Genomic DNA, 25,388 nt, shown 5'->3' with positions numbered 1-25,388 from the left:
GAACATCCCGATTAACCCCATCCTTTTTTACATGGGCGGGACGTGGAATAGTGGAGAGCGTGGAACTAAACTACTTCAACATGGGCATAAATCACGAGACCGAGCGCGGCACCGGCCAGCTATAAATCAGGCGGCGCCGACCGAACGGCGTCCGATCTTGGTGAACAAGTCCATGTCCTGGTTTCGATGTCATGCGCCTATCCGCTTGAAGCTGCTCATTGCCTTTGGTGCGATGTTCGGCCTTGTCGCGATCCAGCCGCTGGCCGCGTTGCTGTTTGGCGGGTCGATCTGGCTCGGCCTAGCCGCTGCGGTGGTCGCGGCGGTGCTCGGCGTCGCCTTTCGCCGTGCGATCGCCGAGCCCTATGTGAACACGGTGCTGCGCATGGAAGCTTTGGCATCGGGGGATCTCGAGAGCAGCATTCAGTTCACCGACTATAGCGACTGTGTTGGCCGGATGACCAAGGCGATGTTCGCCTTCCGCGATTCCGCCCAGGCGCAGATCACGCTCAATGCCGAGGCTGAGAAGCATGCCTGCCTGGTGCGCGGGATGACCGCAAACCTGAAGGCGCTCGCCGATGGCGACCTGACCGCCGACATCACTGCCGACTATCCGGCCGAATATGCCGAGCTGAAGGCCCATTTCAACGATGCGCTCGCCAGTCTGCGCGCGCTGATCGGGTCGGTCGCACGCAGCGCTTCCAGCCTGCGCGGGGGCTCCTCGGAGATTTCGGCGGCCTCGGAATCGCTTGCCCGCCGCACCGAAGCCAATGCCGCCAGCCTCGAAGAGACTTCGGCAGCGATCGCCCAGATCGACGAGCGGCTGCGCACCACCGCGACGGCGGCGACGCGCACCGTCGAGCGTGCCGATGGCGCGATCGCCACGGTCGGCAGCGGCCGCCGGGTGACCGAGGAGGCGGTGCAGGCGATGACGCGGGTCAGCGACAGCGCCAAAGGTATCGACAGCGTCATCGAGGGGCTCGACAAGATCGCCTTCCAGACGCGGGTGCTGGCGATGAACGCCGCGGTCGAGGCTGGCCGCGCCGGCGAGGCGGGTCGCGGCTTCGCGGTCGTCGCGGACCTGGTTTCGGCGCTCGCAATGCGCGCAGAAGAGGAAGCCAAGCGCGCCCGCGACCAGCTCACCGTCACCCAGAACGAAGTGATCGTCGCAGTGGAAAGCGTCGAAAAAGTCGACGGCGCCCTCGCCGCGATCTCGAACGACGTGGACGCGGTCCATGCGCTGCTGAGCACGATGGCGACCGACAATCGCGCGCAGGCGCTGGCGATTTCGCAGATCACCGAGTCGGTGACCTCAATGGACCAGTCGACCCAGCAAAACGCCGCGATGGTCGAGGAAACCTCGGCCGCCGCGCGCAATCTCGACGCCGAGGTCGCGACGCTCGCCCACCAGGCACAGCGCTTCCAAACCGGCGACGATGACACGCCGCCGCCGCGCGCACTGGGGCGCGGCACCCGGGCTTACGCCTCGCTTCACTGAAATCTGACGCACCGCTGATTCATCCCCGCGCGAAGCCTCCGCTTCACGCGAAGGGGGCCTGCGATCCGGAGACCGACCATGAACACACCAAGAACATTGCAGGGAGCCCGCCGCAGCGCGTTGCTGCCCGTCGCAGCGTTCGCGGTGCTCATGGGCGCCACCCCAGCGCTGGCACAGCGCGCCGGCACGCCGATCGTCAACATCGCCACGATGGACATGGAGATCGACGGCACCCCGGCGCGCATCGCCTCGAACCGCGCCTCGCTGCGCGTCGCCGAGCGGCTCGACATCGGCCTGGCAGCAACCACCAACGCAGTGGCCACCGGCCAAGCCGCAGCGCCGTTCACGCTGACCAATGCGGGCAACGGCAACGAGCGATTCTTCCTTGCCGGATCGATCGAGCAGTCCTCGGTCACGGTGCGCGGCTTTGCCATCGACACCAATGGCAATGGCGTGCTCGACGCTGGCGATACGCTGCTCGACAGCGCCACCACCCCCGTGCTGGCCCCTGGGCAATCGATCGCGTTGCTGGTGCTGCTCACCCCCGACGCGATGGCGGCTGCGGGCACCCTCATCGTCTTCGCACGCGCCGCCACCGGTTCGGGGGCGCCGGGCACGCCCTATGCCGGCCGCGGCGACGAGGGCACCGACGCGATCGTCGGACCGACCACTGCTGAGGCGAATTTGCGCTTCGGGCTCGCTTCGGCACCCGCACCCGAGGCGACGCTGACCAAGACCCAGACGATGGTGGCGATGGACGGAAGCGCGGCCGCGCGCCGCGGCACGACGATCACCTATTCGCTCGCTGCGCAGTTCACCGGCAACGGCGCCGCGCGCGGCGCAATGGTCAATGACCCCATCCCCACCGGCACCAGCTATCTGTCCGGCAGCCTGACGCTCGACGGCGTCGCGCTCAGCGATGCGGCGGATGGCGACGCCGGCAGTTTCGACGGTGCCCAAATCGCGGTCGCTCTGGGCGACATCGCCACCCCGCAGACCCGCACCGTCCAGTTCAAAGTCACGATCCAGTGAGGAGTATGTCCATGCGCCTATCCCTGTTGCTTGCCGGCCTGCTCGCCGCCGTTCCCGCGGCCGCCAGCACGGTCGAGATCCAGTCGAGCGTCCTTGCCGAAAAACGCGCCTCGGCCGCCGACGGCACCACGCGCGTCAGCCTCGTGCCGGCCGCGCGCGTCACCCCCGGCGACAAGGTCGTCTACCGGCTCGACTATCGCAACAACGGCACCCAGACCGCGAGCGGGCTGGTGATCGCAAACCCCGTGCCGGCAGCGATGCACTATGCCGGCCCGGTCGAGGGCTCGGCTGCGCCCGAACTCTCTGTCGACGGCAAGACCTTTGGCCCCCTCTCGACGCTGAAGGTCCGCGAGGCAGGGGCCGAGCGCCCCGCCGTCGCCGCCGACGTCCGCGTCGTCCGCTGGCGCCTCGCCCAGCCAGTGGCGCCAGGTGCCAAGGGCCAAGTCTCTTTCCGTGCAATTCTAAAATAGTCCACTTTTACAGTTAGTAATGAGGTAGACATCATGTATAGGCTAAGCTTCCGTACCCCGCTTTTGGGGAGTGCCGTGCTCGCCGCCAGCGTCACGGCCACTGCCGCCCAGGCCCAGCAGACCCCCGCTGGCACCAGCGTCAACAACCAGGCAAGCGTCAGCTACGAAGTCGGCGGGACGCCCACCTCGGTGTCGTCGAACGTCGCTACCTTCGTGGTCGATAAGAAGGTCAATCTGGCCGTGGCCGAGGTCGGCGGCGCGCCGACCCAGACCGCGATCAACACGACTGACCAGGTGACCACCTTTACCGTCACCAACCTGACCAACTCGGTGCAGGATTTCCGTCTCGAGGCGGATCAGCAGCTCGTCTCGATCCCGCTGCTTGGGACCGACAATTTCAACATGAACAGCCTGCGCGCGTTCGTCGATTCGAACGGCAACGGCACCTACGACGTCGGCGTCGACACGGCGACCTATATCGACGAGCTTGCGCCCGACGCGACCGTTACCGTGTTCCTGGTGGGTAACGTGCCCAACACGCCCGGCGCGGAAACCGCGATCGTCTCGCTCAATGCGATTGCGGCCACTGGCGGCAGCGGCGGCGTGCTTGGCGCAGACCTCGTCGCCAGCTCGACTCTGGTCGCGGATTCGCCGACCACGGTCGAAACCGTGTTCGCCGACGACAGCGGACTGCTCAATTCCGCCCGCAACGGCCAAGGCCGCGCCTTTGATGCGTATCATATCTCCACCGCGGTGGTGACTTTGGTGAAAAGCGCAACGGTGATCAGCGATCCGGTCAACCTGCTGCTCAATCCGCACCCGATCCCCGGCGCCGTTGTTGAATATTGCATGCACGTCAACAATGCCGGCCCCGGCATCGCCGCGAATGTGACCGTCAGCGACAATGTACCGGCCAACAGCACGTTCGTGCCAGGCTCGATCGCTGTCGGCACCGCAGGCATCCTCGGCGCCTGCATCTTGGTCGGCACCTCGGAAGACGACAACAACACCGGCGCCGACGAGACCGACCTTTATGGCGGCTCGTTCGACGGCACCACGATGCGTGCCACGCTGCCGACCGTCTCCGCGTTGACCTCGATGGCGGTCTCGTTCCGCGTGACCGTCAACTGACCCCCATCCGGCGCGCGGCCTTGCCGCGCGCCGGACCCGGATCCTCGATGTTGAGCAGCTCCGCCCCCTTGCGCGCTTTTGGCCGCGCCATGGCCCTGGCCATCGCTACGCTGTCTATCCCGACAGCGGGGGCACAGACGATTCGCAATACCGCCACGCTTAGTTTCCAGAGCATTGCGGGCCGCCAGCAGATCGCGTCCAACACCGTGACGCTCGATCGCGCCAAGCGCCCGACCGCAATGCGCTTCCACGAAATACCGGCCGGCTATGAATATTCCGGCCTCGATTGCCAGATCGAGCCTACGCTCCAGTTCACGCCAAGCCGCGTCTCCCCTGCCCAGCTTGCATCGGCGCCACCGCTGGCTGCGATCCAGCGCGGACAGGCGCTGATCGTCGAGCTCGACGCGCAGGCGGAAAACCGCGACCCGCTAAAGGCGGACATCGCCTGGATCAACGTCTCGGCAGGCGATCTGACAGTGCGACTGCCGCTGACCGAGACCGCCGAGAATACCGGCACGTTCGCGGGCGGCATTTCAAAATCCGGCACCCATCCGGAATTCGCGCCTTGCGACCTGGCGAAGCGCGCTACCGGTTCGAAGATCGTCGTCTCTTTCACCGGCAGCGAAGACAGCTTCGAATCCGACGCGATCGTGCTGGTCGATCCCGAAGGCTATGTGTTCAATTCGTTCAGCGGCGAACTGATCGACGGCGCCACCGTCACGTTGATGGACAACGCCACCGGCCTGCCCGCCGCGATGGTCTATGGCGACGACGGCATGAGCGCTTATCCCAATACGGTGCTCTCCGGCGGCAGCGCCACTGACGCCAGCGGCCAGGTCTACGCGTTCACCAAGGGCAATTTCCGCTTTCCGCTCGCCCCTATCGGCAATTACCGCCTCCAGGTGACCCCGCCGGCTGGCTATTCGGCGCCGTCGCGGGTCGCGCAGGATGTCGTCTCCAAGCTCATCGGCCCGCCCGGTGCGTTCCGGATCAGCGACGCCTCCTATGGCGGCGTGTTCGCGCTCGCCGATCCCGAGCCCGTCCATATCGACATCCCGATCGATCCGATGCCCAAGCGCGCCATCCTGGTCAACGAGCTGGTGCTGGAGAAGACCGCATCGGTGCGCGAGGCCTCGCCCGGCGAGTTCGTCCAGTATCGCCTCGACCTCAAGAACGTCTCTTCCGAAGCGACGGTCGGCCGCGTCGCGATCAACGACGTGCTGCCGGCGGGCCTGCGTTATCGCCCCGGCACCACGCGCGGCGCCGCGGAACCGACCCTCTCGGCCGACGGCAAGACGCTAACCTTCGAGCTGCCCCGCATGAAGGGCCAATCGAGCACAGCGATCAGCTACATCCTGTCGGTCGTCCCCGGCGCTCGCCAAGGCGAGGCGGTCAACCGCGCGCGCGCCTGGACGGCCGCAGGCGGCAGCAACGAGGCCAGCGCCTCGGTGCGCATCCAGCCACTGCTGATGACCGACGCCATGACGCTCACCGGCCGCGTCACCGAAGGCGGCTGCGGCGATCCGCTGCGCGGCCGTAAGGGCGTCGCCGGCATCCGCATCGTGCTGGAGGACGGCAGCTTCACCGTCACCGACGCCAATGGCCTCTATCACTTCGAAGGCGTCCGCGCCGGCACGCATGTCGTCCAGATCGACACGGCGAGCATCCCGGCGACGCACAAGCCCGCCACCTGCGATCGCGACACGCGCAGCGCCGGCAGCGACATCTCGCGCTTCGTCGAGGGAACCGGCGGCAGCCTGCAGCGCGCCGACTTCCAGCTGGTGCTCACCGGCGCCAAGGCCGTCGCTGCTGACGCCCTGCCCGTCACCCAGTCCGACGACGCGGTCGCCGCGGGCAACCGCGCCGACTGGCTCGATCGCGCCACCCCCGGCATCGACTGGCTGTTCCCGGAAATGGACCATAACCCGCGCTCGCCCGCGATCCGTGTCGTCATCCGCCACCAGCCCGGCCAGCGCGTCGCGCTCACCATCAACGGCAAGCCGGTCGATGCGCTCAGCTTCGACGGCACCGATGGCGACGCCGCGCGTGGCGTGGCGATCTCGCGCTGGAGCGGCGTTCCGCTCGCAGCGCGCGACAATCGCCTCCAGGCGCGCGTGCTCGATGCCGCGGGCAACACCGTCGCCTCGCTCGACCGGGTCGTCCATTATGGCAACGTGCCGCTGCGCGCCGAGTTGGTTGCGGAAAAGTCGCGCCTCGTCGCCGACGGCCTCACTAGCCCGCTGATCGCGATCCGCGTCACCGATCGCGACGGCAAGCCGGTGCGCGCCGGCACGATGGTCCCGTTCCGCGTCGACCAGCCCTATGCCGCCGCGCAGGAAGTCGCCGCGCAGCAGGGCCGCGCGCTCGCTGGCCTCGATCGCACCCAGGCGACCGCGCGCGTGATCGGCGACGAGGGCCTCGCCTTTGTCGCGCTCCAGCCGACCAGCCAGGCGGGCAGCGCGCATATCACGATCAAGCTCGCCGACGAGGATCTGTCGCAGGTCAGCGAGATCAAGGCATTCCTCGCCGCCCCGGCACGCGACTGGATGATCGTCGGCTTCGCGCGCGGTACCACCGGCTTCGATGTGCTGAGCTCGAAGGGCAGCGCGCTGCGCGGCGCCGATCGCCACCCGATCGCCACCGACGGCCAGATCGCGCTCTATGCTAAGGGTCGCATCAAGGGGTCGTGGCTGCTGTCCATGGCTTATGACAGCGACCGCGCTTACGATCCCGATCGCGGGCTGCTCGGCACGATCGATCCCAATCGCTATTACACCGTCTATGGCGATGCCAGCGCGCAGGCCTACGATGCGCCGACGCGCGGCAAGCTGTATCTCCGGCTTGAGCGCAAAGCGTTCTATGCGCTGTTCGGCGATTTCGAGACCGGCCTCGTCGACACCCGCCTGACCCGCTACAGCCGCACGCTGAACGGCGTGAAGGCCGAGGCTTCGGGCAACACCGTGTCGTTCAGCGCCTTCGCCGCGCACGACGACGATCGCTATGGCCGCGACGAGATCCAGGGCAACGGCCTTTCCGGCCCTTATCGCCTATCGGCGCGCGACATCGTGCCGAACAGCGACAAGATCGCGCTCGAGACCCGTGACCGGCTGCGTCCCGAACGGATCCTCGACAGCAAGTCGCTGACCCGCCACATCGACTACGACATCGACGCGACCGCCGGCACGATCCGTTTCCGCGAGCCGATCCTCAGCCGCGATGCCGATCTCAACCCGGTCTATATCGTCGCCGACTATGAAACGCTGGGCGGCAGCAGGAAGCTGGCGGCAGGCGGCCGCGGCGCAGTGAAGCTCGCCAAGGGCAAGGTCGAACTCGGCGCCTCGGTGCTCCACGACGAGGCGCAGTCCAACGCCACCGTCGCGGGCGTCGACCTGCGTGCCAAGCCGATCGCCGGGGTCGAAGTCCGCGCCGAAGTCGCCACCGGCGGCCGCGATGGCATCCGCTCGGCCCAGGCGGTGATCGCCGAGGTCGAGCACCATGGCGGCGGCATCGACGCGCTCGCCTATGTCCGCCGCCAGGATAGCGGTTTCGGCGTCGGCCAGCAGAATGGCGGCGAAGCCGGCACCAGCAAGGTCGGCGGCGATGCGCGCTTCCAGCTCGGCCACGGCTTTTCGAGCACGGCCTCGGCCTGGCACCAGGACGACCTGACCAGCGACGCCAGCCGCACCGTCGGCGAGACCCGCATCGAATATCGCCGCGGCTCCAGCCTGCTGTTCGCCGGCGCGCAGTTCGCCGGCGATCGCAGCAGCGACGGCGCCCAGCGCAACTCGGCCCTGCTCTCGCTGGGCGGCACGCATTCGCTGCTCGACAACAAGCTCGAGATCACCGGCCAGGCGCAGCTCGCGATCGGCGGCGCCGACGACAGCGCCGATTTCCCTGCGCGCCAGCAGCTTTCGGCAAGCTGGAAGCTCCGGCCCGGCGTCCGCCTGATCGGCGGCTATGAGATCGCCAAGGGCCAGGACTATCTGGCGCGTAACGCCCGCATCGGTTTCGAGGTGGCTCCCTGGGCCGGCGCGCGCCTGCTCTCGACGATCAACCGCCAGGCGCTCGGCAGCGCGGCGAACGAGAACGGCACCCGCGCCTTTGCCCAATATGGCCTCAGCCAGTCGCTCCCGGTGAGCAAGCACTGGACGATCGACGCAACGCTGGACGGCAGCCGCACCGTCTCCGGTCAGGTGCCCGAGACCAGCCTGTCGCGCCCGGTGATCGGCAGCTCGATCCTTGGCCAGAACGTCCGCGAAGGCGATTTCATCGCAGTCACCGCCGGCGCCGGCTATCGCAGCGACACCTGGTCGTGGAACGGCCGCGGCGAATATCGCACGTCGCAGGAATCGCGCCGTCTCGGCTTCACCAGCAACCTGCTGCGCCCGCTCGGCGACGGCAAGACGCTGGCGTCTTCGCTACGCGGCTATCGCACCACCGACAGCAAGGGTCGCTCGGTCGTCTCCGCCACCGGCGATCTGGCGCTGGCGCTGCGCCCGATCGACAGCCGCTGGTCACTGCTCGAACGTTTCACGCTGCGCCACGAGAGCGCCGACCAGGGCGTGAGCAGCAACAACGTGCTCGACGTGCCAACCTTTGCGCGAGGCAATCTCGCGACGCTGCGCGCGATCAACAGCCTGGCGATCGGCTATCGCTCAGGCGACGAAGGCGCCGAGCACGGCTTCGAAGCCAGCGTCTATTACGGCGCCAAATATGTCCGCGGCCGCTATGCCGACGAGACGCTCGACGGCTTTATCGACGTGGTGGGCGTCGAAATCCGCAAGGACATCCGCCGCAATCTCGACATCGGCGTGCAGGGCAGCGTCCAGCACAGCTGGACCGAAGGCACTGCCGCCTTCTCGTTCGGCCCCGCTGTCGGCGTATCGCCCGGCAAGGCTCTATGGGTCAGCGCAGGCTACAACTTCTCAGGCTATCGAGACCGTGATTTCGAAGCTTCCCGCTACACGCGCCATGGCCCCTACGTATCTTTTCGGATGAAGTTCGATCAGTCGCTGCTCAACGATACTCGAAACATCTTTGCCGGAAACCGGAAATGACGGGAAATAATCGAAATTCGATCATCTTTCGAGGGGTTATGCCTAAGGGAATCTACAAGATTGGTACCCCGGTCTCGGAAATCTTATCCTATGTTTACCTTATATGGCTAAACTTGTTGTCGGTCGTACGGGCATTTCGCCCGGCGAAGGAAGTGGGGAAACATGGGGCAGACCAAAAGCATTGTCGACCAAGGCTCGCTCGCGCAGCGACTGAAGGAATTGCATACGCTGCTTCCGGAGCTGTGCTCGCGTTTCCAGGAAACCCAGCAGACCTGCGACGACGCGGTGCGTGCGCTTTCCGAGGGCAGCCTCGAGGAGATGATGACTGCACGCGCGGAGATCGGGCATCGCTCGAGCGTCGCGACGATCATCCGCGGGCGCGAGACGCGCGCGAAGTTCATGCCGGAAAGCTGGTTCTCCGACCCCGCCTGGGACATCCTGCTGCGGCTGTACGAAGCGCATCTCGACGCACGCGAGCGGACCGTCGGCGATCTGGGAAGCTTCGCCAGCACGACGCCTGCAACCACCAATCGCTGGCTCGACGTGCTGATGACGCGCGGCTGGATCCATCGCCGTCGCTGCGGGCGCGACCAGCGCCGCATCTTCGTGTCGCTCTCGGAGAGCGGCGCGCAGCGGATGCACGACTATTTCGAGCAGATGCGCCAACCCGCCAACTGAGTGCGGCCGGCCACCGCCCGCAGCCCGCCGCGGAGGCTCGCCTGTGATTGCCATCTTCCAACGGTTCGGCCTGTTCGCTGCCGCGCTCTGCGGTTGGGCCGCGCCCGCCGCCGCATGCACGGTCGCGTCGCCCGCCACCGTCAGTCTCGGCAGCTACTCCCCCAATGCGATAAAGGCGTCGGCCGTCCCGGTGATCGAGCGGGCCGGCGGGATCAATTGTTCGAACAGCACGATCACGCTGCTCGGCGGCAACGTCCTCACCGCGACGATCAGTAACGCCAACAGCTTCAAGCTGACTTCGGCCGGCCAGCCCGATGGCGCGTACCAGGTCTTCCCCAGCGCGACGAGCACCACTGCGATGGCTTCGGGCGTGGCGACCAATTTCCTCAATCCCGCGGTAATCGATGTGCTAGGCTTGCTCGGCGGTAGCCCCAGCAACATCCCGTTGTTCATCAAGCCGACGAGCACTACGCTGCTCACCCCGGGCACCTATAGCGGTGCATTCCGAGTGACATGGGCCTGGAAATTCTGTTCGGGGGTCTGGGTCGGCAGCAGCTGCACGCTGGGCACGCTCGATCAGGGCAGCCAGTTCGCCGACATCCCGTTTACCATCACGGTGGCGCCCAAGCCGGTGACGGTGGCGATCGGTTCGGTGACGACCTGGGATCCGATCTCGGGCACCAGCTTTCCCAAGGCGATCATCGGCGCCAAGAAGATGATGACCGTGGTCGTCGCCAATCCCGACATCGTCGCCACCGACCTCAATTCAGTGCGAGTCGAGATCCCGACCCAGGCCAAGACCTCGATCGCACTCGAAGGCGACGGCGCGAGCAGCGGTGCCGCGATCAAGTTCACCGACGGCACGCCGAGCTCGACGCTCGCGTTCAGCTACACCAGTGCCGGAGACGGCGCCGACGATGTCGACTTCTATGCCGATGGCACCGGCTGGGCCTATGTGCCGACACCTGGCGATGCAGTCTCGCAAGGCTTGGTCACCAAGGTCAGGCTGAAGCCGCGCGGCAAGCTTGCGGCGGGGTCGTCGTTCACCATCACCCTGCCCTATCTGGTTCGCTAGGCGCCTCAGCCACGATAGAATTGCGTCCAGGCTGCCGGGCGGCGGCCGGTCTGGTCCGCCAGCTGGCGTGCGAGCGGCGCCCAGGCAGGGTCGCACAGCGCCGCCAGCGAAAAGGTGGGAACGGCATTGCCGCGATCCCAGGCGTGCGGGGCATATTCGCCCTGGCCGGCGGCGGCGCGCTGGCGATCGAATGCGACCCTGGAATTGGCGAACTCGGTGTGCGTCTGCGTGCCGCGCGCATAGGGTTCGAGCCAGCGCACTGCGGCAGCAAGGCTCGATCCGGTCGCGCTCTGCCAGCGATACCAGTCCTCGCCATGGGTCTTGGCCGCAATCGCCGCCATCAGCAGCGGGTCGAGATCATAGGTGACGTAATGCAGCGCATCGCGCTCGCCGAAGTCGAAAACCGAGCCATCGGGATGGATGTTCGCAGCCACCTGCTTGCGGAAAGCGGCGCGGGCGCGGCCAATCAGCCCGGCGTCCCCGGTCTGGAACGCCGCCATCATCGCCAGCTTGACGCGGTGGCTCTGCCAGTTGTTCATCTGGCTCTTGGGCACGGTGTCCATCGCATCGAGATAGCCGGCAGCCATCCTCCGCCAGAAACGATCGAGCTTCGCGCGCAGCGCGGGCGGAAGGTCGGCCTCCGTGAGATCGGTGGCGAGCAGCAGCTTGTCGAAGTCGGTCTCGTCGATCGGATTGAACGACATTTGATAGAGGTTCACCCATGCCGCGAGATAACGCCCGGCCTGGTCGAGGTAACGCCGGTTGCCGGTCAGCCGCCATGCCAGCGCGAGATCGAGCACGATAGGCTGGTCCTGCTTGGCCTTGAGGCTGATGTCGCGGATGCCCTTGCCGGGCAGCGTGCCCTCGGTATGGAGCCTCGCGATCGCGCCCGGCCGCCGGCCGATCGCGGCGTCGGCGCGCCGGATGATGTCGCGCGTGGCCGAAGGATCGACCCCGCGCGCGAATTGCGGGCCAAGAATGGCATGATGCTCCGCCGCGGCCGGAGTGGCGACCAGCACTAGGGCAGCAAGCAGGCTATACATGGGGACGACCTTCCCTGACACGAACGCGGGGCAAGAACCCTGCGGCGCGCAACTTGATCCGCGATCCCGGCCGAATGGGCCGCGAACCACGACAAGGGCTCGCTTGGGGTAGAGAAGTCGCCGCACCAAGCCTATGCGGAAGGCGGCTGTCCATGGAGATCCGATGAAGCGTATCGCTGTGTTGTTGTTGTGCGTTTCCGCCAGCGTCTCGGCGCAGCAGGCGGCTTCCGACAAACCCTATCGCAGCGCACCCGAGCGCCGCACCGTGGTGGAAAAGGATTGGGGGCCGTGGCTCGGGCCGTTCCGCGCCAAGCTGGTGCCCAGCCTGATGGAGGATTTCGGCGAGCGCTATCTCTACGCCGATGCCAATGCCGCGCTCGCGCCGCCGAAACCCGGCGAACGCCGTGTCGTCTTCCTCGGCGATTCGATCACCGACAATTGGGACCTGTCACGCAGCTTCCCGGGCAAGCCCTATGTCAATCGCGGCATCGGCAGCCAGGTGACCGCGCAGATGCTGCTGCGATTCCATCAGGATGTCATCGCGCTGCGGCCCAAGGCCGTGGTGATCCTTGCCGGGATCAACGACATCCAGGGCTTCATGCAGCGCGAGACGCTGGAGCAGATCGAGGCCAATTACGAGGCGATGGCAGATCTCGCCGATCGGCATGGCATCCGCATCGTCTTCGCCTCGCTGCTGCCGGTACATAATTATACCGAGGCGGCGCACGACGTCCTGCGCGAGCGCGATCCCGCCAAGATCGATGCGCTCAATGCCTGGCTCAAGCGCTTCTGCGCCCAGCGCGGCTATCGCTTCGCCGATTACCATTCGGTGCTGACCGACGATCGCGGCCTGCTCGCGCGCGGGTTCAGCGATGATGGCGTCCATCCGCTCGCCACCGGCTATGCGCGGATGGCGCCGGTGGCAGAGGCTGCGATCGAAAAGGCGCTAGCGCGCTAGCGCCTCAGCCAGGTCCGCAGAAGCGCCGCCCGCAATCAGGTGGACGCTGCCCTGGCCATCGGGGACGACGATCGCGGAAATGCCCGCGCGGGTGAGCGCGGCGCGATCGACCGCCGCAGGATCGGCGACATCGACGAGCACCCGGGTGCCGCGGGCACGGGCGGCGCGGACATTGCCGTTGCCCAGCGCGGCGGCGACGGCTGCCGTGTCGATGCCCGCCGGTGTCACAGCGGCCGCAGCTGCGGTTGCGCCGCTGGTCAGCGCAGTGCGCACCTCGCCCGAAATCTGGTCCGCGAGCGGGCCGAAGATCACCTGGAGCGCGCCATTGGCCATCCGCACCACGCCGCGGGCGCCCAGCGCCTTGAGCGCCGCGTCGTCGGCGATCGCGTTGTCGCCGAGCACAAGGCGCAGCCGCGTCATGCACGCATCGACGCTTCGGACATTGGCCGCCCCGCCCAGCGCCACGACGATCGCCGCGCCGCGCTCCTGCGGCACGCCGCTGGCCTGGGCAGCGACCGGCTCGGTTTCGCGCCCGGGGGTCTTGAGGTCGAAGTGGCGGATCGTCCAGCTGAACGTGAAATAATAGACTGCGAAATAAACCACGCCGACCGGGAACAGCCATAGCGGCCGGGTCGCCAGCCCGAAATTGAGGACGTAGTCGATCGCGCCGGCGGAGAAGCCGAAGCCGAGCTTCACGCCCAGCGCGTCCATCACCACCATCGAAATGCCGGTAAGCACCGCGTGAATCAGATAAAGCACCGGGGCAAGGAAGATGAAGCTGAATTCGATCGGCTCGGTGACGCCGGTGAGGAACGACGTGAGCCCGAGGCTGAGCAGCAGGCCGCCCACCGCCTTGCGCCGCGCCGGCAGCGCGCTGCGGTACATCGCCAGGCACGCCGCAGGCAGCCCGAACATCATCACCGGGAAGAAGCCGGCCATGAAGCTGCCCGCGGTCGGGTCGCCGGCGAAGAAGCGTTTGATGTCGCCGGTCGCGCCATGGAAGTCGCCGAGCAGGAACCACGGGATGTTGTTGAGGATGTGGTGCAAGCCGGTGATCAGCAGCAGCCGGTTGAACAGCCCGAAGAAGAACAGGCCCGCAGGACCAGCGGCGAGCACCCAGTGGCTGAGCGTATCGACACCCGCTTCGAACCACGGAAAGCCGACACCGAACAGTCCGGCGCCGACCAGCCCGGCAAGCCCCGCGGCGATCGGCACGAAGCGGCGGCCGGCGAAGAAGGCGAGATAATCGGGCAGCTTGATGTCGTAGAAGCGGTTGTAGAGCAGCCCGGCGACGATCCCGGCCAGGATGCCCGCTGGCACGCTGAGCTTGGCGATTTCCTTGGCGCGCCAGGCAGCCTGCGCCGCCGCCTCGCCCGCGGCAAGATCGGGCGGCAGGACAAGCAGCACCTTGGCGCCTTCGGTCGCGACCAGGAAGGCGACGACGCCGGCCAGCGCCGCCGCGCCGTGATTCTCGCGCGCCAGGCCGACTGCGACGCCCGCGGCGAACAGCAGCCCGAGATTGGAGAAGATCGCCTCGCCCGCCGCGGCGACGAACGGAATATTCAGCAGATCGGCCTGGCCGAGCCGCAACAGCAGCGCCGCGATTGGCAGCACCGCGATCGGCAGCATCAGCGCGCGCCCAAGCGGCTGGAAACGGGCAAGCAGGGCGGAAGGTTGGAAAGTCATGCCAGTGCCTCGCGTGCGATCGAGCGCACTTCGATGGGAGAGGAAGCCGCGCAGGCACGCTCGGCGAGCGCGACACAGGCCGCCATGTCGAGCTTGCGGACCGCGGCCTTGAGGCCGGGCACCGCAGCCGGGGTTGCGGAAAGCTCGGTGATGCCGAGCCCGATCAGGATCGGCGCGGCGAGCGGATCGGACGCCAGTCCGCCGCACACCCCGGCCCAGCGCCGCGCCGAGCGCGCACCGCGCCCGACTTCGCGGATCAGCCGCAGGATCGCCGGGTGCATCGCGTCGATCCGTTCGGAGACCGCCGCGTTGCCGCGATCGGCGGCCAGCGCATATTGAGTGAGGTCGTTGGTACCGATCGACAGGAAATCGGCTTCGGCTGCGATCTGGTCGGCGAGCATCGCGGCCGCCGGGGTCTCGATCATCACGCCGAGTTGCACGGGCTCCGCGATGCCGAGTTCGCCGCGGACTTCATCCAGCATCGCGCGGACCGGGCGGTAATCGGCAAGGTCGGCGATCATCGGCAGCATGATCCGGCATTGGCCGGCAGGCACGCCGCGCAGGATCGCACGCAGCTGGACGCGCATCAGATCGGGCCGGGCGAGCCCGAGCCGTACGCCGCGCAACCCCAGCGCCGGATTCTCCTCGGCCGCCATCGGCAAATACGGCACCGGCTTGTCGCCACCGATGTCGAGCGTACGCACGATCAGCGGGCGATCGCCGAGCGTTGCCGCGATCCGCGAATAGGTGTCGCGCTGCTCTTCCTCATTGGGCGCGGTCTCGCGCTCGAGGAACAGGAATTCGGTGCGCAGCAGGCCGCAACCCTCGGCGCCTGCCGCCACTGCCGCCGCGGCATCGGTCACCGAACCGAGATTGGCGAAGATCTCGATCCGGGTGCCGTCGGCCATTCGGCAGGCTTCATGCGCAGCCGCGGCTTCTTCTGCACGACGCTCACGGATCGCCGCGAGCCGGGCGCTCGCGTCGGCCAGGGCTTCGGCATCGGGATCGATCGCCAGCGTTGTGGCATCGGCATCGAGGATCAGCGGCGTGCCGTCGGCGATCGACAGCACTGCCTCGCCGGCTGCGACGAGCATCGGAATGCCGGCCGACGCCGCAAGGATCGCGACGTGCGAGGTCGGTCCGCCCGCCGCGGTGCAGATGCCCGCGAGGCGGCTCGTGTCGAGCGCGAGGAATTGAGACGGCAGCAGGTCCTCGCCGAGCAGGATCGTCCCAGGTCGCAGCGCCGCGACCACCGGGCCGGCACTGCCGAGCAGCGCGCCGACGACCTGGCGTTCGAGATCGGTGAGATCGGAGATGCGCTCGATCAGCAGTGCGTCACCGGTGGCGCGGATCGCGCCTGCTGCCTCCGCCGTCGCGGCGCGCCACGCGAAGCCGGCGCTGCGTCCTTCGGCGATCAGGCGCTCGGCGCCCTTCAGCAATTCCGGATCGGCGAGCAGTGCACGATGCGCCTCGGCGATCTCGGCGGCGGCGCCGCGGGCGCCTTCCAGCCGGCCGCTGACTTCGGCGAGCGCGCGATCGAGGGCGGCGCGCTCGGCGGCCACCCCTGCGCCGTCGGTGGGCACCTCCTGTTCGGCGGCACGAAGCTGAAGCGCAGCGCCGATCGCGAGCCCCGGCGAAGCCATCACCGGCCCGCCGGTGCGCAGCGCGGGGGCGTGGGCCGCCGTGGCGGTGCCCTCCTCGCCCAGCCCCGATAGGATCAGCTCGGCGATGGCGTCGACGGCGGCGCGCGCGTCGCTGCCCTGTGCAGCGATCCGCACCGTCTCGCCATTGCCGATGCCGAGCCCGAGCAGCGCGACGGTGCTGCGCGCATTGGCGTTCTTGCCGCCGGCATGGAAGGTCACCTCGGACAGGAACGGGCGGAGCGCCGCGGCGATGCGCGCCGCCGGGCGGGCATGGATGCCATGCGCCGCCGCAATGCGGACTTCGCGCTCGAAGGCGCTCGCCGGCGGCGTCGCCAGCACGGTCTCGCGTCCTGCAGCCGGCGAGAGCAGCCCCAGCGGATCGCCTGCCGCAACCAGCCGGTTGCCCGGCTCGAGCGCCAGGACGAAGCCGTCATTGGCGACGACCACCGGGGTGATCAGCGCCTTGGCGCCCTCTGCCACGGCGTCGAGATCGAAAACGATCAGCGTGTCGCCGGGATGCACGTGGTCGCCCGCGCGTACTTTCGCCTCGAACCCGGCGCCGCCCAGCGCGACGGTCTCCAGCCCGATATGGATCAGCAGCTCGGCGCCATTGTCGAGCCGCAGCGTCACGGCATGCGCGCTCACCGGCACCGACAAGATCTCGCCCGCGGCAGGCGCGCGCAGCACGCCCTCGATCGGGTCGATCGCGAAGCCGTCGCCCATCATCCGCTCGGCGAAGACGGGATCGGGCACCGCTTCGAGCGGCGCAAGCCAGCCGGCAAAGGGGGCAATCAGGGTAACGGTGTTGGTCATGCGTCCACTCACGGAATCAACTCTACCGACTGGAGGGCCCACATCGGCTCGACGCTCTTGGCGGTGTAGCGGATGCACAAAGTCTCGTTGCCGGCGCGCGGATCGAGCGGCGCGACCAGCCGCGTCACGCCCGGATTGCCCGCCGCCGTCGCCAGCGCGAGCGTCGCCACGCGCGGCCCCTCGCAGCTGCCCGCGCGCACCACGAACTCGCCCTCGGGCGTCTCGGGCGCAGCGAATTTGATCCGATCCAGGTCCTTGCCGATCTGGAAGTTGAACGGCAGCTGCCCGACTTCGAGCGCGATCTGGCGCGCGCCGCCGACCGGCGCATTGTCATACAGCCAGCACGGCGCGAAGATGTCGGTGACGAAGGTCGCGCGCTTGCCGATGCCGGGATAGTCATCCTCCAGCGCCAGCACGACCTTGTTCGAGCAGGTCCTGAGCGCCTCGTCGCTGCGAAAGCGCACCGCCTGCGCATCGAGCACCTGGCTGAGCGGCGCAGCCACCGGCTTGCCGTCGAGGAACGCGCTCGCCTTGAGCGTGCTCGGCAGCGGCAGCGCCAGCGGCTGCGCATAGACCGGCGACTTGGCGGTCACCGCGCTGCCGTCGACGGTATAGCGCATCTCCAGCCCGGCCTGGTTGGCGAGCGTCACGCCCACCGTGCCGGCGCCCGCCTTATAGTCGAGGCTCGGCTGCACCGTGAACGCGCTGGTTGACGCCGTCAGCCCGAGGCTGCGCATCCGCGCCATCTGCGGCACCACGCGCTTGACGAAATCGGGGAAGCTGCGCCCCTCGGCGCGCGACCAGCCGGTCTCGGCGACCGCGCTCGCCCGCGGAAACATCGCCCATGCCGCGCGCTCCTCGGTGCGAACATGTTCGGTCCACAGATTGGCCTGGAGCCCGATGACGTGGTGGCGCTGCTCGGCGGGAATCTCCGCGGGCACCGGATCGAAGCCATAGACTTTCTCGAGGCTGATCAGGTTGCCGCGGCCAGGCGGCTCCTTGTCGCTGAAACCCTGGCGATTGTCGAAATAAAGCGTCGGCGACGGGCTCAGCACGGCGTCATGCCCAGCCTTGGCCGCCTTGATCGCCCCGTCGATCCCGCGCCACGACGTGATCGTCGCATCGGCCGGAACGTCGCCGTCGAGGATCTCGTCCCAGCCGATCAGCTTGCGATCGTTCTTCTGGAGAAAGCCTGCGATCCGGTGGACGAACCACGCCTGCAGCGCGGTCTCGTCCTTGACGCCGAGCGCCTTCATCCGGGCCTGGATCGCCGGCGAAGCCTGCCACTGTTCCTTGGTCGCCTCGTCCCCGCCGACATGGATATATTTCGAAGGGAACAGCGCGATCACTTCGGACAGCACGTCCTCGAGGAACGCGAAGGTGCCGTCATCGACATTATAGAGCCAAGGGAACACGCCCCAGTCGCTCTCGGTGCCCGGCGGAATCGGCGTGCCGGTGCCGAGCTCGGGATAGGCCCGGATCGCGGCGAGCGCGTGGCCGGGCATCTCGATCTCGGGGATGATCGTGATGTTGCGCTTGGCAGCATAGGCGATGATCGCGCGGATCTCGTTCTGCGAATAGAAGCCGCCGATGCGCGGCAGCTGCGGCGCGCCGGACGCGGTGGCGGGATAGCGCCAGCCCGAAACCTCGGTGAGCTTGGGGTATTTCTTGATCTCGATGCGCCAGCCCTGGTCGTCGACCAGATGCCAGTGCAGCGTGTTGAGCTTGTTGACCGCCATCCAGTCGATCAGCTTGCGCACATAGGCGGGCGACTGGAAATGGCGCGCGCTGTCGAGCATCAGTCCGCGCCAGTGGAAGCGCGGGGCATCGGTCACGGTGAAGCCGGGAACGATCACGGCCCCCTGCCCCGGTGCCTGGGTCATCGCCTGCCACAGGCTGACCGCGCCATAGAGCAGCCCGGCATCGTCGCCGGCGGTGATCGTGGCACCCTCGGCGCCCACATCGAGACGATAGCTTTCGGGTTCGCCAGTGGCCGCGCGGACGAAGCGAATCGCCGGCCCCCGCGGCACCGCGCGGATCAGCGGCGTGAACCCACGCGCGCTATAGACCAGCCCGGCAAGCCGTTCGGCCGCGTTGCGCGCGCCGGCATCGTCGGCCGGCACCAGGATCGCCGTCGCCGGGGCGATCCGGAAGCTTCCCGCGCTCGCCGCGATCTCGGCGGGCTGCGGCAAGAGCTGCGGCACCTGCGCCGCGGCCGGCATGGCGATCACCGTGGCGAGCAGCGCCATCGAAGTGCGGAAATCGGTCACAGCTGCATCCCTTGGCGATCGCGTGTCTGGCGAGCTTAGGCCTTTCGGCCGTCCGCTCAAAAGAAGGACTTCAAAAGAAAGGGGTGGCGGGGAAGCCAGGCTTCTCCGCCACCCACGCACACTCCTGGCTTGGAGAGATCAGAAATTGACGTTCACCGTCGCAAGCAGCTTGCGCCCCGTCCGATAGACGCCGCGCGGCAGGCGCTGCGTATCGGCATAGGCATAATATTCGCTGTCGGTCAGGTTCATGCCGGACAAGGTCAGCCCGACATATTTGGTGAAATTATAGGTTGCCGAGACGTCGACATTGGCGGCATCGCGAACATACATGTTGTTCGCGCGGTCGATCCCGGTGAAGTATTTCGAACGCCAGGTATATGTCCCGCGGATCGCCACCGGGCCGCTCTCGAAGAACGGGCTCAGGCTTGCCTGATGCTTCGAATTATACGGCAGATCGGTGTCGCCGTCGCCATGCCCGTCCGAGTAAGTATAGTTGGCGAGCACGCCGAAACCATAAGGCAACGCCTGCTGGTAGGCGACCGCAAAGCCCTTCACCTCCGCTGAACCCGCGTTGTACGGGCGGCTGACCTGGTAGGTCGAGATGATGTTCCGCGTCGTGTTGAAATGCTGCTCGGGCGCAGTGCGCGACAGGATATAGTTGCTGATATCCTTGTAGAAGACCTCGGCAGACAGGATCGAGCGGCGCGAGAAATACCATTCGAGCGAGGCATTGAAATTGTTCGACGCATAGGGCTCGAGATCGGGATTGCCGCCGGCACCATTGAGCACGCTATCGGCCAGCCAGAATGAGTTGGTCAGGTCCGAATAGTTCGGCCGCGCGATCACCTGCGCAGCGGCAAAGCGGAACAGCAGGTCCTTCTGCACGTCGATGATGACGTTCAGGCTCGGCAGGACATTGTCATAGCTGCGCTTGGTGCTCTGCCAGGTCCAGTTGGCCGCCGTCGAGCAATTGCCGCTGGTGCAGACATAGCCCGAGCTGGTGAAGCCGGTATGGACATAGCGCGCGCCGAAATTGCCGCGCACGCCGCTGCCCGTGTCGAAATTGGCCTGCATATAGGCCGCGTGGATATTCTCCGAGACGTCCCAGTTGCCCGAAGCGAATTCGGGCGCGGCAAAGGCCGACGGCACCGGCATCGTGGCGCCCGCGGGCAGCCAGGCGCCGCTACGGACATAATCGACCATCGTGTCGCCATCGATCTTGAAGCGACCCGTCATCTGGTCGTTCACGCCGCCGAAGCCGCTAAGGTAATTGTCTTTCACCGTCGTCGGATCGAACAGCCCGGCCGAGGCGGCAACGCCGGTGACCGCGATGCCCGAATAGCGCTGGCCGGTCTCGTGCTTGCGATATTTGTAGCCGAGCTGAATGCGATTGAGCGCGCTGTCGAACTTGAAGCCGAGATCGGCCTGGGCGTAACGCTCCTTGTCGGTGGTCGGCTTGTCGACGAGGTTGCCGCTCCAGCCCGGATCGGTCGCAAAGGCGGCGGGATTGCCGAGCACGTTCGTCGTGTAGTTCAGCGTGCCGGGCGCGTCCGGCGCGCCGGAGATGTCGACGGTGTAATCGGCCTTGTTGAGGAATTCGAGGAACACCTGGTGCTTGGAGCCGCCATCGGCGTCCGAAAGCCCACCCTCGACATTGAGATCCCAGCTATCGGCGTTCCAGCCGATTGTGCCGTGCCAGGTCTGCGAATGCATCTCTGCCTCGCGATATTGGGCGTCGAGCACCGAGAGCCCGTCGTTGAGCGATGCCGAGGTGACGATGCCGTCCTTCACGGTCAGCCCGGTGAGCGCACCCGCGCTGTTCCAGGTGTTGCCCTGGAACGCGTACATCGACTGGTTGAGATTGTCGTAATTGGCGTCGATGCGCAGATAGTCGAGCGTCAGGGTAAGCGCGTCGATCGGCTTCCACTGCGCCGTCGCCGAATAGGTCAGGCGTTCGCGGCCCTGCTCGAAATAGGAAGTGCCAAAGGCGTTGGGCGACACCGCCTTGGGATTGGCGGCGAGCGTCGTCGCGCAGGCGCCGGTGCAATTGCCCGTGGTGATCGAGCTGACACCGCCTTCATTGTTGCCGGTCCAAAAATCGGCGGTCATCGTGCCATAGGTTTCAAGACCGTCGCGGCGGAGCTGGTCCTTGGCGCGCTGGAACGAGGCGAGCAGCCCGAACGTGCCCGATTCATTGTGCCAGCTGACCAGCGCCGAGCCCTGGAGATCGCCTTTTTTCGAGCGCGCATTGTACAGGTAACCGAGCGAGCCCGCGACCGTGAACGCCTTGAGGTCGAGCGGCTTGCGCGTGACGACGTTGACGGTGCCGCCGATCGAGCCCTCGTCGATCCGCGGCTCGGGCGACTTGTAGACGTCGACGCGGCTGACGAGCTGCGGCGCGAGCAGCGCGTAGTTGAAGGTGCGCCCGGGCGAATCAAGGATGAACCAGTCCGCCGATGCCACCGTCTGCCCGTTGAGCAGCGTGCGGTTGAGCGCCGGATCGGTGCCGAGGATCGAAACCTTCTCGCCCTGGCCGAACTGGCGATCGACGGTGACTCCCGGGACGAGCGTCAGCGCTTCGGCGACGTTGGTGTTGGGAAATTTGCCGACGTCCTCGGCCGAAATCGAATCGACGATCGCGTTGGCGTTACGCTTGGTCTCGATCGCTTGTTCGAGCGAGGCACGATAGCCGGTGACGACGATGTCGCCCTCGTCCTGCGTCTCGACTGCTGGTATGTCCGCCGCGCTTTGCGCGTGCGCGGCTCCCGATAGCAACGCAACTGCGCTGGCGGTGCCGATTAGAAGTGTCCGAATCCCCATGCCTGATCCCCATTTTCAGATGATCCCGATGGCCTGCCTGGTCTCTTTTTTATGAACCAGTTGCAGACCAATGGCCAAACCATCCGTCAGACCTTTACCCTCGTCAAGAGGGATTCTTTCAATAATGTGACGTCTCTGCGCACTTTTTTGCTGGCATGTGGTATTTTATTGGTATTAGTGTTGCGTCGAACACGCACACGCCCAATGGTGGGAACCAAGATGCCGCTTCTGGCCGAAAAGATACGACCGCTCGATGGGGCGGGTGGAGGTCCGCTCTATCGCCGGATCGAGGACGCTCTGCGCGAGGCGCTGCGCGATCAGGTGCTCAAGCCCAACGAGGCGCTGCCGGCCGAGCGCGACCTTGCCGCCGACCTGTCGGTGTCGCGGATCACGCTGCGCAAGGCGCTCGATACGCTGGTCGATGAAGGCTTGCTGATCCGCCGTCACGGCGCCGGCACCTTCGTCGCCAGCCGCGTCGAGAAGCAGTTTGCCAAGCTCTCCTCCTTCTCCGAAGACATGGCGGCGCGCGGCCAGGTCGTGCGCAGCGAATGGATCGGGCGCAGCGCCGGTGCGGTCACCCCCGACGAGTCGCTCACTCTCGGGCTGAGCCCGGGCACCGCAGTGCTCCGCTTCAATCGCATCCGCTATGCCGACGATGTCGCGATGGCGCTCGAATATACGGCCATCCCCGGCTTCGGGCTCGACAACCCCGAGGCAGTGGGCTCATCGCTCTATGCGGCGCTGGAAGCCAATGGCCATCGCCCGGTGCGCGCGCTTCAGCGATTGCGGGCGGTGCTGTTCAATGCCGATCAGGCCACGCTGCTCGGGATCGAAGCAGGCGCCCCGGGACTTTATATCGAACGGCGGGGTTTCCTCGCCGATGGCCGCGTCATCGAAGCGACGCAGAGCTGGTACCGTGGTGACGCCTATGACTTCGTCGCCGAACTCGACACGCGAGCCTGAGAAATCATGACCAATCCTGAATCGACCCGCATGTTCGCCGAAGCCGGCGAAGCTGCAGAAACCGTCCGCCGCCAGCTTGCCGCCAATGATGGCCCGGTCGCTGCCTATGCCCAGCAGCTCCGTCAGGCCGCGATCCGCGGCGTGCTCACTTGCGCGCGCGGCAGCTCGGATCACGCCGCCACCTTCGGCAAATATCTGATCGAGACTCGCCTGGGCATCCTCACCACGTCCGCCGCGCCATCAGTGTCGTCGGTATATGGTGCCTCGGCCAACCTCGCCGACATGCTGGCGATCGGCATCTCGCAATCGGGCAAGAGTCCGGACATCCTCGCGACGATGCGCGCTGCCCGCGAAGGCGGCGCGCGCAGCCTCGCCTTGGTCAATACCCCCGAGTTGCCGCTCGCAACCGAGTCGGACGCCTTCTTCTCGCTCCACGCCGGTCCCGAACTGAGCGTTGCCGCGACCAAGTCGTACATCGCCAGCCTCGCCGCGCTGCTCCATCTGGTCGGCCACTGGGCCGAGGACACCGCGCTGCTCGAGGCACTGCGCGGCGCGCCGGCGCAGCTCGAACAGGCCTGGGCCGCCGACTGGTCGCCCTTGGTCGAGCGGCTCGCCGACGCGCGCGGCCTCTACGTTATCGGCCGCGGCATCGGCTTCGGCGTCGCCCAGGAAGCCGCGCTCAAGTTCAAAGAGACTTGCGGGCTCCACGCCGAGGCGTTCAGCGCCGCCGAGGTCCGGCACGGCCCGATGGCGCTGGTCGGCCCGGGCTTCCCGCTGCTCGTCTTCCGCCAGGCCGACGAGACCGCCGACGGCGTCGACGAACTCGTCGCCGAAGTGCTCGCGCGCGGCGGCGAAGTGATCGTCAGCGGCGGGGCGGTGCCCGGCGCGGTCCAGCTCCCCCACCCGTCCGCGCATCCCGCGATCGAGCCGATGCTGCAGATCCAGGCCTTTTATCGCGCCGCCAACGCGCTATCGCTGCGCCGCGGGCTCGATCCCGACCATCCCCCGCTCCTTCGCAAGGTGACCGAGACCGTCTGATGGCCATCGCTCTCGTAAATGGCCGCGTGCTCACTGCGGACGGCATCCGCGACGACGTTGCCGTGCTTGTCGAAGGCGATCGCATCGCCGCGATCGTCGCCGCGCGCGACGTGCCCGCCGATGCCGAGCGCCAGGACCTCGCCGGCGCGCTGCTCGTGCCCGGATTCATCGATACACAGGTCAATGGCGGCGCCGGGGTGCTGTTCAACGACGCGCCAAGCGTCGAGGGAATCGCAGCGATCGGCAAGGCCCACCGCCACTATGGCACCACCGGCTTCCTGCCGACTCTGATCAGCGACGACATTGCGGTGGTCCGCCGCGCCGTCGAGGCCGTCGATGCCGCGATCGAGGCCGGCGTCCCAGGCGTGCTCGGCATCCATATCGAGGGACCGTTCCTCAACACCGATCGCCGCGGCATCCATCGCGCCGAGAAGATCCGCACGCTCGACGAGGAGGGCTTCGCCGCGCTGACCTCGCTCAAGCGCGGCAAGACGCTGGTCACGCTCGCCCCCGAGCGGACGACGCCGGAGACGATCCGGCGCCTGGTCGATGCCGGCGTCATCGTCGCCGCCGGGCACAGCAACGCCACCTATGAGCAGGCGATCACCGGCGTCGAAGCCGGCATCACCGGCGTCACGCATTTGTTCAACGCAATGTCACCGCTCGCCTCGCGCGCGCCAGGTATGGTCGGCGCCTCGCTCGAACGCGACGAGCTGGTCTGCGGAATCATCGTCGATGGCCATCACGTCGCCGCGGCAACGTTGCGCATTGCGCTTCGCTGCAAGCCGATCGAGACGTTGATGCTCGTTACCGACGCAATGCCCTCGGTTGGCTATGATTCCGACGAGTTTGTGCTCCAGGGTCGCCGGATCCATGTCCGCGGCAGCGCGGTGACCGACGATAGCGGCACGATCGCCGGCTCCAACCTCGACATGGCGAGCGCGGTGCGCAACAGCGTCGCCAGCCTCGGCACCACGCTCGAAACCGCAGTGACGATGGCGAGCCACTCGCCGGCCCGCTTCCTCGGCCTTGCCGGTGAACTCGGCAGCATCGCCCCGGGCTACCGCGCCGACTTGGTCGCGCTCGACGAAACGCTGCACGTCACCGCCACCTGGATCGGCGGCGCCGTGCAGCACGAACGCGAAACGGCGACAGCCTAGCCCTTTACCTGCGCGAACGGCGCGCCATATCGCTCCGGACACATTCGGAAGGTTCG

General features: G+C 67.0%; 16 protein-coding genes. 11 read left to right on the top strand and 5 right to left on the bottom strand.

All coding sequences use genetic code 11. The features are described 5' to 3' along the window. The first annotated feature begins 172 nt into the window (after window positions 1–172). From AB2M62_RS06025 to AB2M62_RS05995, 7 genes are all read left to right on the top strand, one after another. Window positions 173–1,495, top strand: a complete 1,323-nt coding sequence (locus AB2M62_RS06025) for a methyl-accepting chemotaxis protein (RefSeq protein ID WP_404338465.1) — start codon at window positions 173–175, stop codon at window positions 1,493–1,495. Between the two features lie 78 nt (window positions 1,496–1,573). Then, window positions 1,574–2,527, top strand: a complete 954-nt coding sequence (locus AB2M62_RS06020; protein WP_404338463.1) for a DUF11 domain-containing protein — start codon at window positions 1,574–1,576, stop codon at window positions 2,525–2,527. Window positions 2,528–2,538: 11 nt separating this feature from the next. Beyond that, window positions 2,539–2,997, top strand: a complete 459-nt coding sequence (locus tag AB2M62_RS06015; RefSeq protein ID WP_404338461.1) for a hypothetical protein — start codon at window positions 2,539–2,541, stop codon at window positions 2,995–2,997. Window positions 2,998–3,030: 33 nt separating this feature from the next. Continuing rightward, entirely contained in the window at window positions 3,031–4,128 is a 1,098-nt protein-coding gene (locus AB2M62_RS06010; RefSeq protein WP_404338459.1) for a hypothetical protein, read from the top strand. Between the two features lie 89 nt (window positions 4,129–4,217). After that, entirely contained in the window at window positions 4,218–9,185 is a 4,968-nt protein-coding gene (locus tag AB2M62_RS06005) for a hypothetical protein (protein WP_404338457.1), read from the top strand. Between the two features lie 162 nt (window positions 9,186–9,347). Beyond that, window positions 9,348–9,863: a MarR family transcriptional regulator gene (locus tag AB2M62_RS06000; RefSeq protein ID WP_404338455.1), complete on the top strand. Its 516-nt coding sequence runs from the start codon at window positions 9,348–9,350 to the stop codon at window positions 9,861–9,863. 43 nt (window positions 9,864–9,906) lie between these two features. Further along, entirely contained in the window at window positions 9,907–10,938 is a 1,032-nt protein-coding gene (locus AB2M62_RS05995) for a spore coat protein U domain-containing protein (RefSeq protein WP_404338453.1), read from the top strand. 5 nt (window positions 10,939–10,943) lie between these two features. Here AB2M62_RS05995 and AB2M62_RS05990 read toward each other — a convergent pair whose 3' ends face one another. Next, complete coding sequence (locus AB2M62_RS05990) at window positions 10,944–11,981, bottom strand: alginate lyase family protein (protein WP_404338451.1); 1,038 nt, start codon at window positions 11,979–11,981, stop codon at window positions 10,944–10,946. Between the two features lie 163 nt (window positions 11,982–12,144). Here AB2M62_RS05990 and AB2M62_RS05985 point away from each other — a divergent pair, with 163 nt between their 5' ends. Beyond that, a complete protein-coding gene (locus AB2M62_RS05985) occupies window positions 12,145–12,939 on the top strand; it encodes a GDSL-type esterase/lipase family protein (RefSeq protein ID WP_404338449.1) in 795 nt (264 codons plus the stop codon). Here AB2M62_RS05985 and nagE read toward each other — a convergent pair. The 4 genes from nagE to AB2M62_RS05965 all read right to left on the bottom strand — a co-directional run bounded on the left by nagE (window position 12,928) and on the right by AB2M62_RS05965 (window position 22,171). Further along, the gene (nagE, locus tag AB2M62_RS05980) at window positions 12,928–14,625 is read right to left on the bottom strand and encodes an N-acetylglucosamine-specific PTS transporter subunit IIBC (protein ID WP_404338447.1); all 1,698 of its coding nucleotides are present in this window, start codon (window positions 14,623–14,625) and stop codon (window positions 12,928–12,930) included. The genes AB2M62_RS05985 and nagE overlap by 12 nt on opposite strands. Further along, entirely contained in the window at window positions 14,622–17,081 is a 2,460-nt protein-coding gene (gene ptsP / locus AB2M62_RS05975) for a phosphoenolpyruvate--protein phosphotransferase (RefSeq protein WP_404338445.1), read from the bottom strand. Before ptsP ends, nagE begins: the two co-directional genes overlap by 4 nt. 8 nt (window positions 17,082–17,089) lie before the next feature. After that, the gene (locus AB2M62_RS05970) at window positions 17,090–19,351 is read right to left on the bottom strand and encodes a beta-N-acetylhexosaminidase (RefSeq protein WP_404338444.1); all 2,262 of its coding nucleotides are present in this window, start codon (window positions 19,349–19,351) and stop codon (window positions 17,090–17,092) included. Between the two features lie 138 nt (window positions 19,352–19,489). Next, window positions 19,490–22,171, bottom strand: coding sequence for a TonB-dependent receptor (locus AB2M62_RS05965; RefSeq protein ID WP_404338443.1), 2,682 nt, complete (start codon window positions 22,169–22,171; stop codon window positions 19,490–19,492). Window positions 22,172–22,390: 219 nt separating this feature from the next. On the opposite strand from AB2M62_RS05965, the gene AB2M62_RS05960 reads away from it, so the two are divergent. Genes AB2M62_RS05960 through nagA form a run of 3 tightly spaced genes read left to right on the top strand, consistent with a single transcriptional unit; the run spans window position 22,391 to window position 25,332 of the window. Continuing rightward, window positions 22,391–23,134 (top strand): GntR family transcriptional regulator, encoded by a 744-nt coding sequence (locus AB2M62_RS05960; RefSeq protein WP_404338442.1) that lies wholly within the window; start codon window positions 22,391–22,393, stop codon window positions 23,132–23,134. A 6-nt stretch (window positions 23,135–23,140) separates the two neighbouring features. Continuing rightward, window positions 23,141–24,172: an SIS domain-containing protein gene (locus tag AB2M62_RS05955; protein WP_404338441.1), complete on the top strand. Its 1,032-nt coding sequence runs from the start codon at window positions 23,141–23,143 to the stop codon at window positions 24,170–24,172. Next, window positions 24,172–25,332 carry an N-acetylglucosamine-6-phosphate deacetylase gene (gene nagA / locus AB2M62_RS05950; protein WP_404338440.1) on the top strand — a complete coding sequence of 387 codons (1,161 nt, stop codon included), beginning with the start codon at window positions 24,172–24,174 and terminating at the stop codon, window positions 25,330–25,332. Before AB2M62_RS05955 ends, nagA begins: the two co-directional genes overlap by 1 nt. The last annotated feature ends 56 nt before the right edge of the window (window positions 25,333–25,388 follow it).

It is taken from the genome of Sphingomonas sp. MMS12-HWE2-04 (assembly GCF_044881185.1).
In the GTDB taxonomy this organism is placed as follows: domain Bacteria; phylum Pseudomonadota; class Alphaproteobacteria; order Sphingomonadales; family Sphingomonadaceae; genus Sphingomonas.
The sequence above is the reverse complement of the archived record's forward strand: the minus strand, read 5'-3'. Positions and strand labels throughout refer to the sequence as shown.

Coding starts and splice junctions, on each gene's coding strand:
- AB2M62_RS06015 (WP_404338461.1), top strand. CDS start 2,539: ATGCGCCTATCCCTGTTGCTTGCCGGCCTGCTCGCCGCCGTTCCCGCG.
- AB2M62_RS06005 (WP_404338457.1), top strand. CDS start 4,218: ATGGCCCTGGCCATCGCTACGCTGTCTATCCCGACAGCGGGGGCACAG.
- nagE (WP_404338447.1), bottom strand. CDS start 14,625: ATGACTTTCCAACCTTCCGCCCTGCTTGCCCGTTTCCAGCCGCTTGGG.
- ptsP (WP_404338445.1), bottom strand. CDS start 17,081: ATGACCAACACCGTTACCCTGATTGCCCCCTTTGCCGGCTGGCTTGCG.
- AB2M62_RS05955 (WP_404338441.1), top strand. CDS start 23,141: ATGACCAATCCTGAATCGACCCGCATGTTCGCCGAAGCCGGCGAAGCT.
- AB2M62_RS05960 (WP_404338442.1), top strand. CDS start 22,391: ATGCCGCTTCTGGCCGAAAAGATACGACCGCTCGATGGGGCGGGTGGA.
- AB2M62_RS06020 (WP_404338463.1), top strand. CDS start 1,574: ATGAACACACCAAGAACATTGCAGGGAGCCCGCCGCAGCGCGTTGCTG.
- AB2M62_RS05990 (WP_404338451.1), bottom strand. CDS start 11,981: ATGTATAGCCTGCTTGCTGCCCTAGTGCTGGTCGCCACTCCGGCCGCG.
- AB2M62_RS06025 (WP_404338465.1), top strand. CDS start 173: ATGTCCTGGTTTCGATGTCATGCGCCTATCCGCTTGAAGCTGCTCATT.
- AB2M62_RS05985 (WP_404338449.1), top strand. CDS start 12,145: ATGAAGCGTATCGCTGTGTTGTTGTTGTGCGTTTCCGCCAGCGTCTCG.
- AB2M62_RS06010 (WP_404338459.1), top strand. CDS start 3,031: ATGTATAGGCTAAGCTTCCGTACCCCGCTTTTGGGGAGTGCCGTGCTC.
- AB2M62_RS06000 (WP_404338455.1), top strand. CDS start 9,348: ATGGGGCAGACCAAAAGCATTGTCGACCAAGGCTCGCTCGCGCAGCGA.
- nagA (WP_404338440.1), top strand. CDS start 24,172: ATGGCCATCGCTCTCGTAAATGGCCGCGTGCTCACTGCGGACGGCATC.
- AB2M62_RS05965 (WP_404338443.1), bottom strand. CDS start 22,171: ATGGGGATTCGGACACTTCTAATCGGCACCGCCAGCGCAGTTGCGTTG.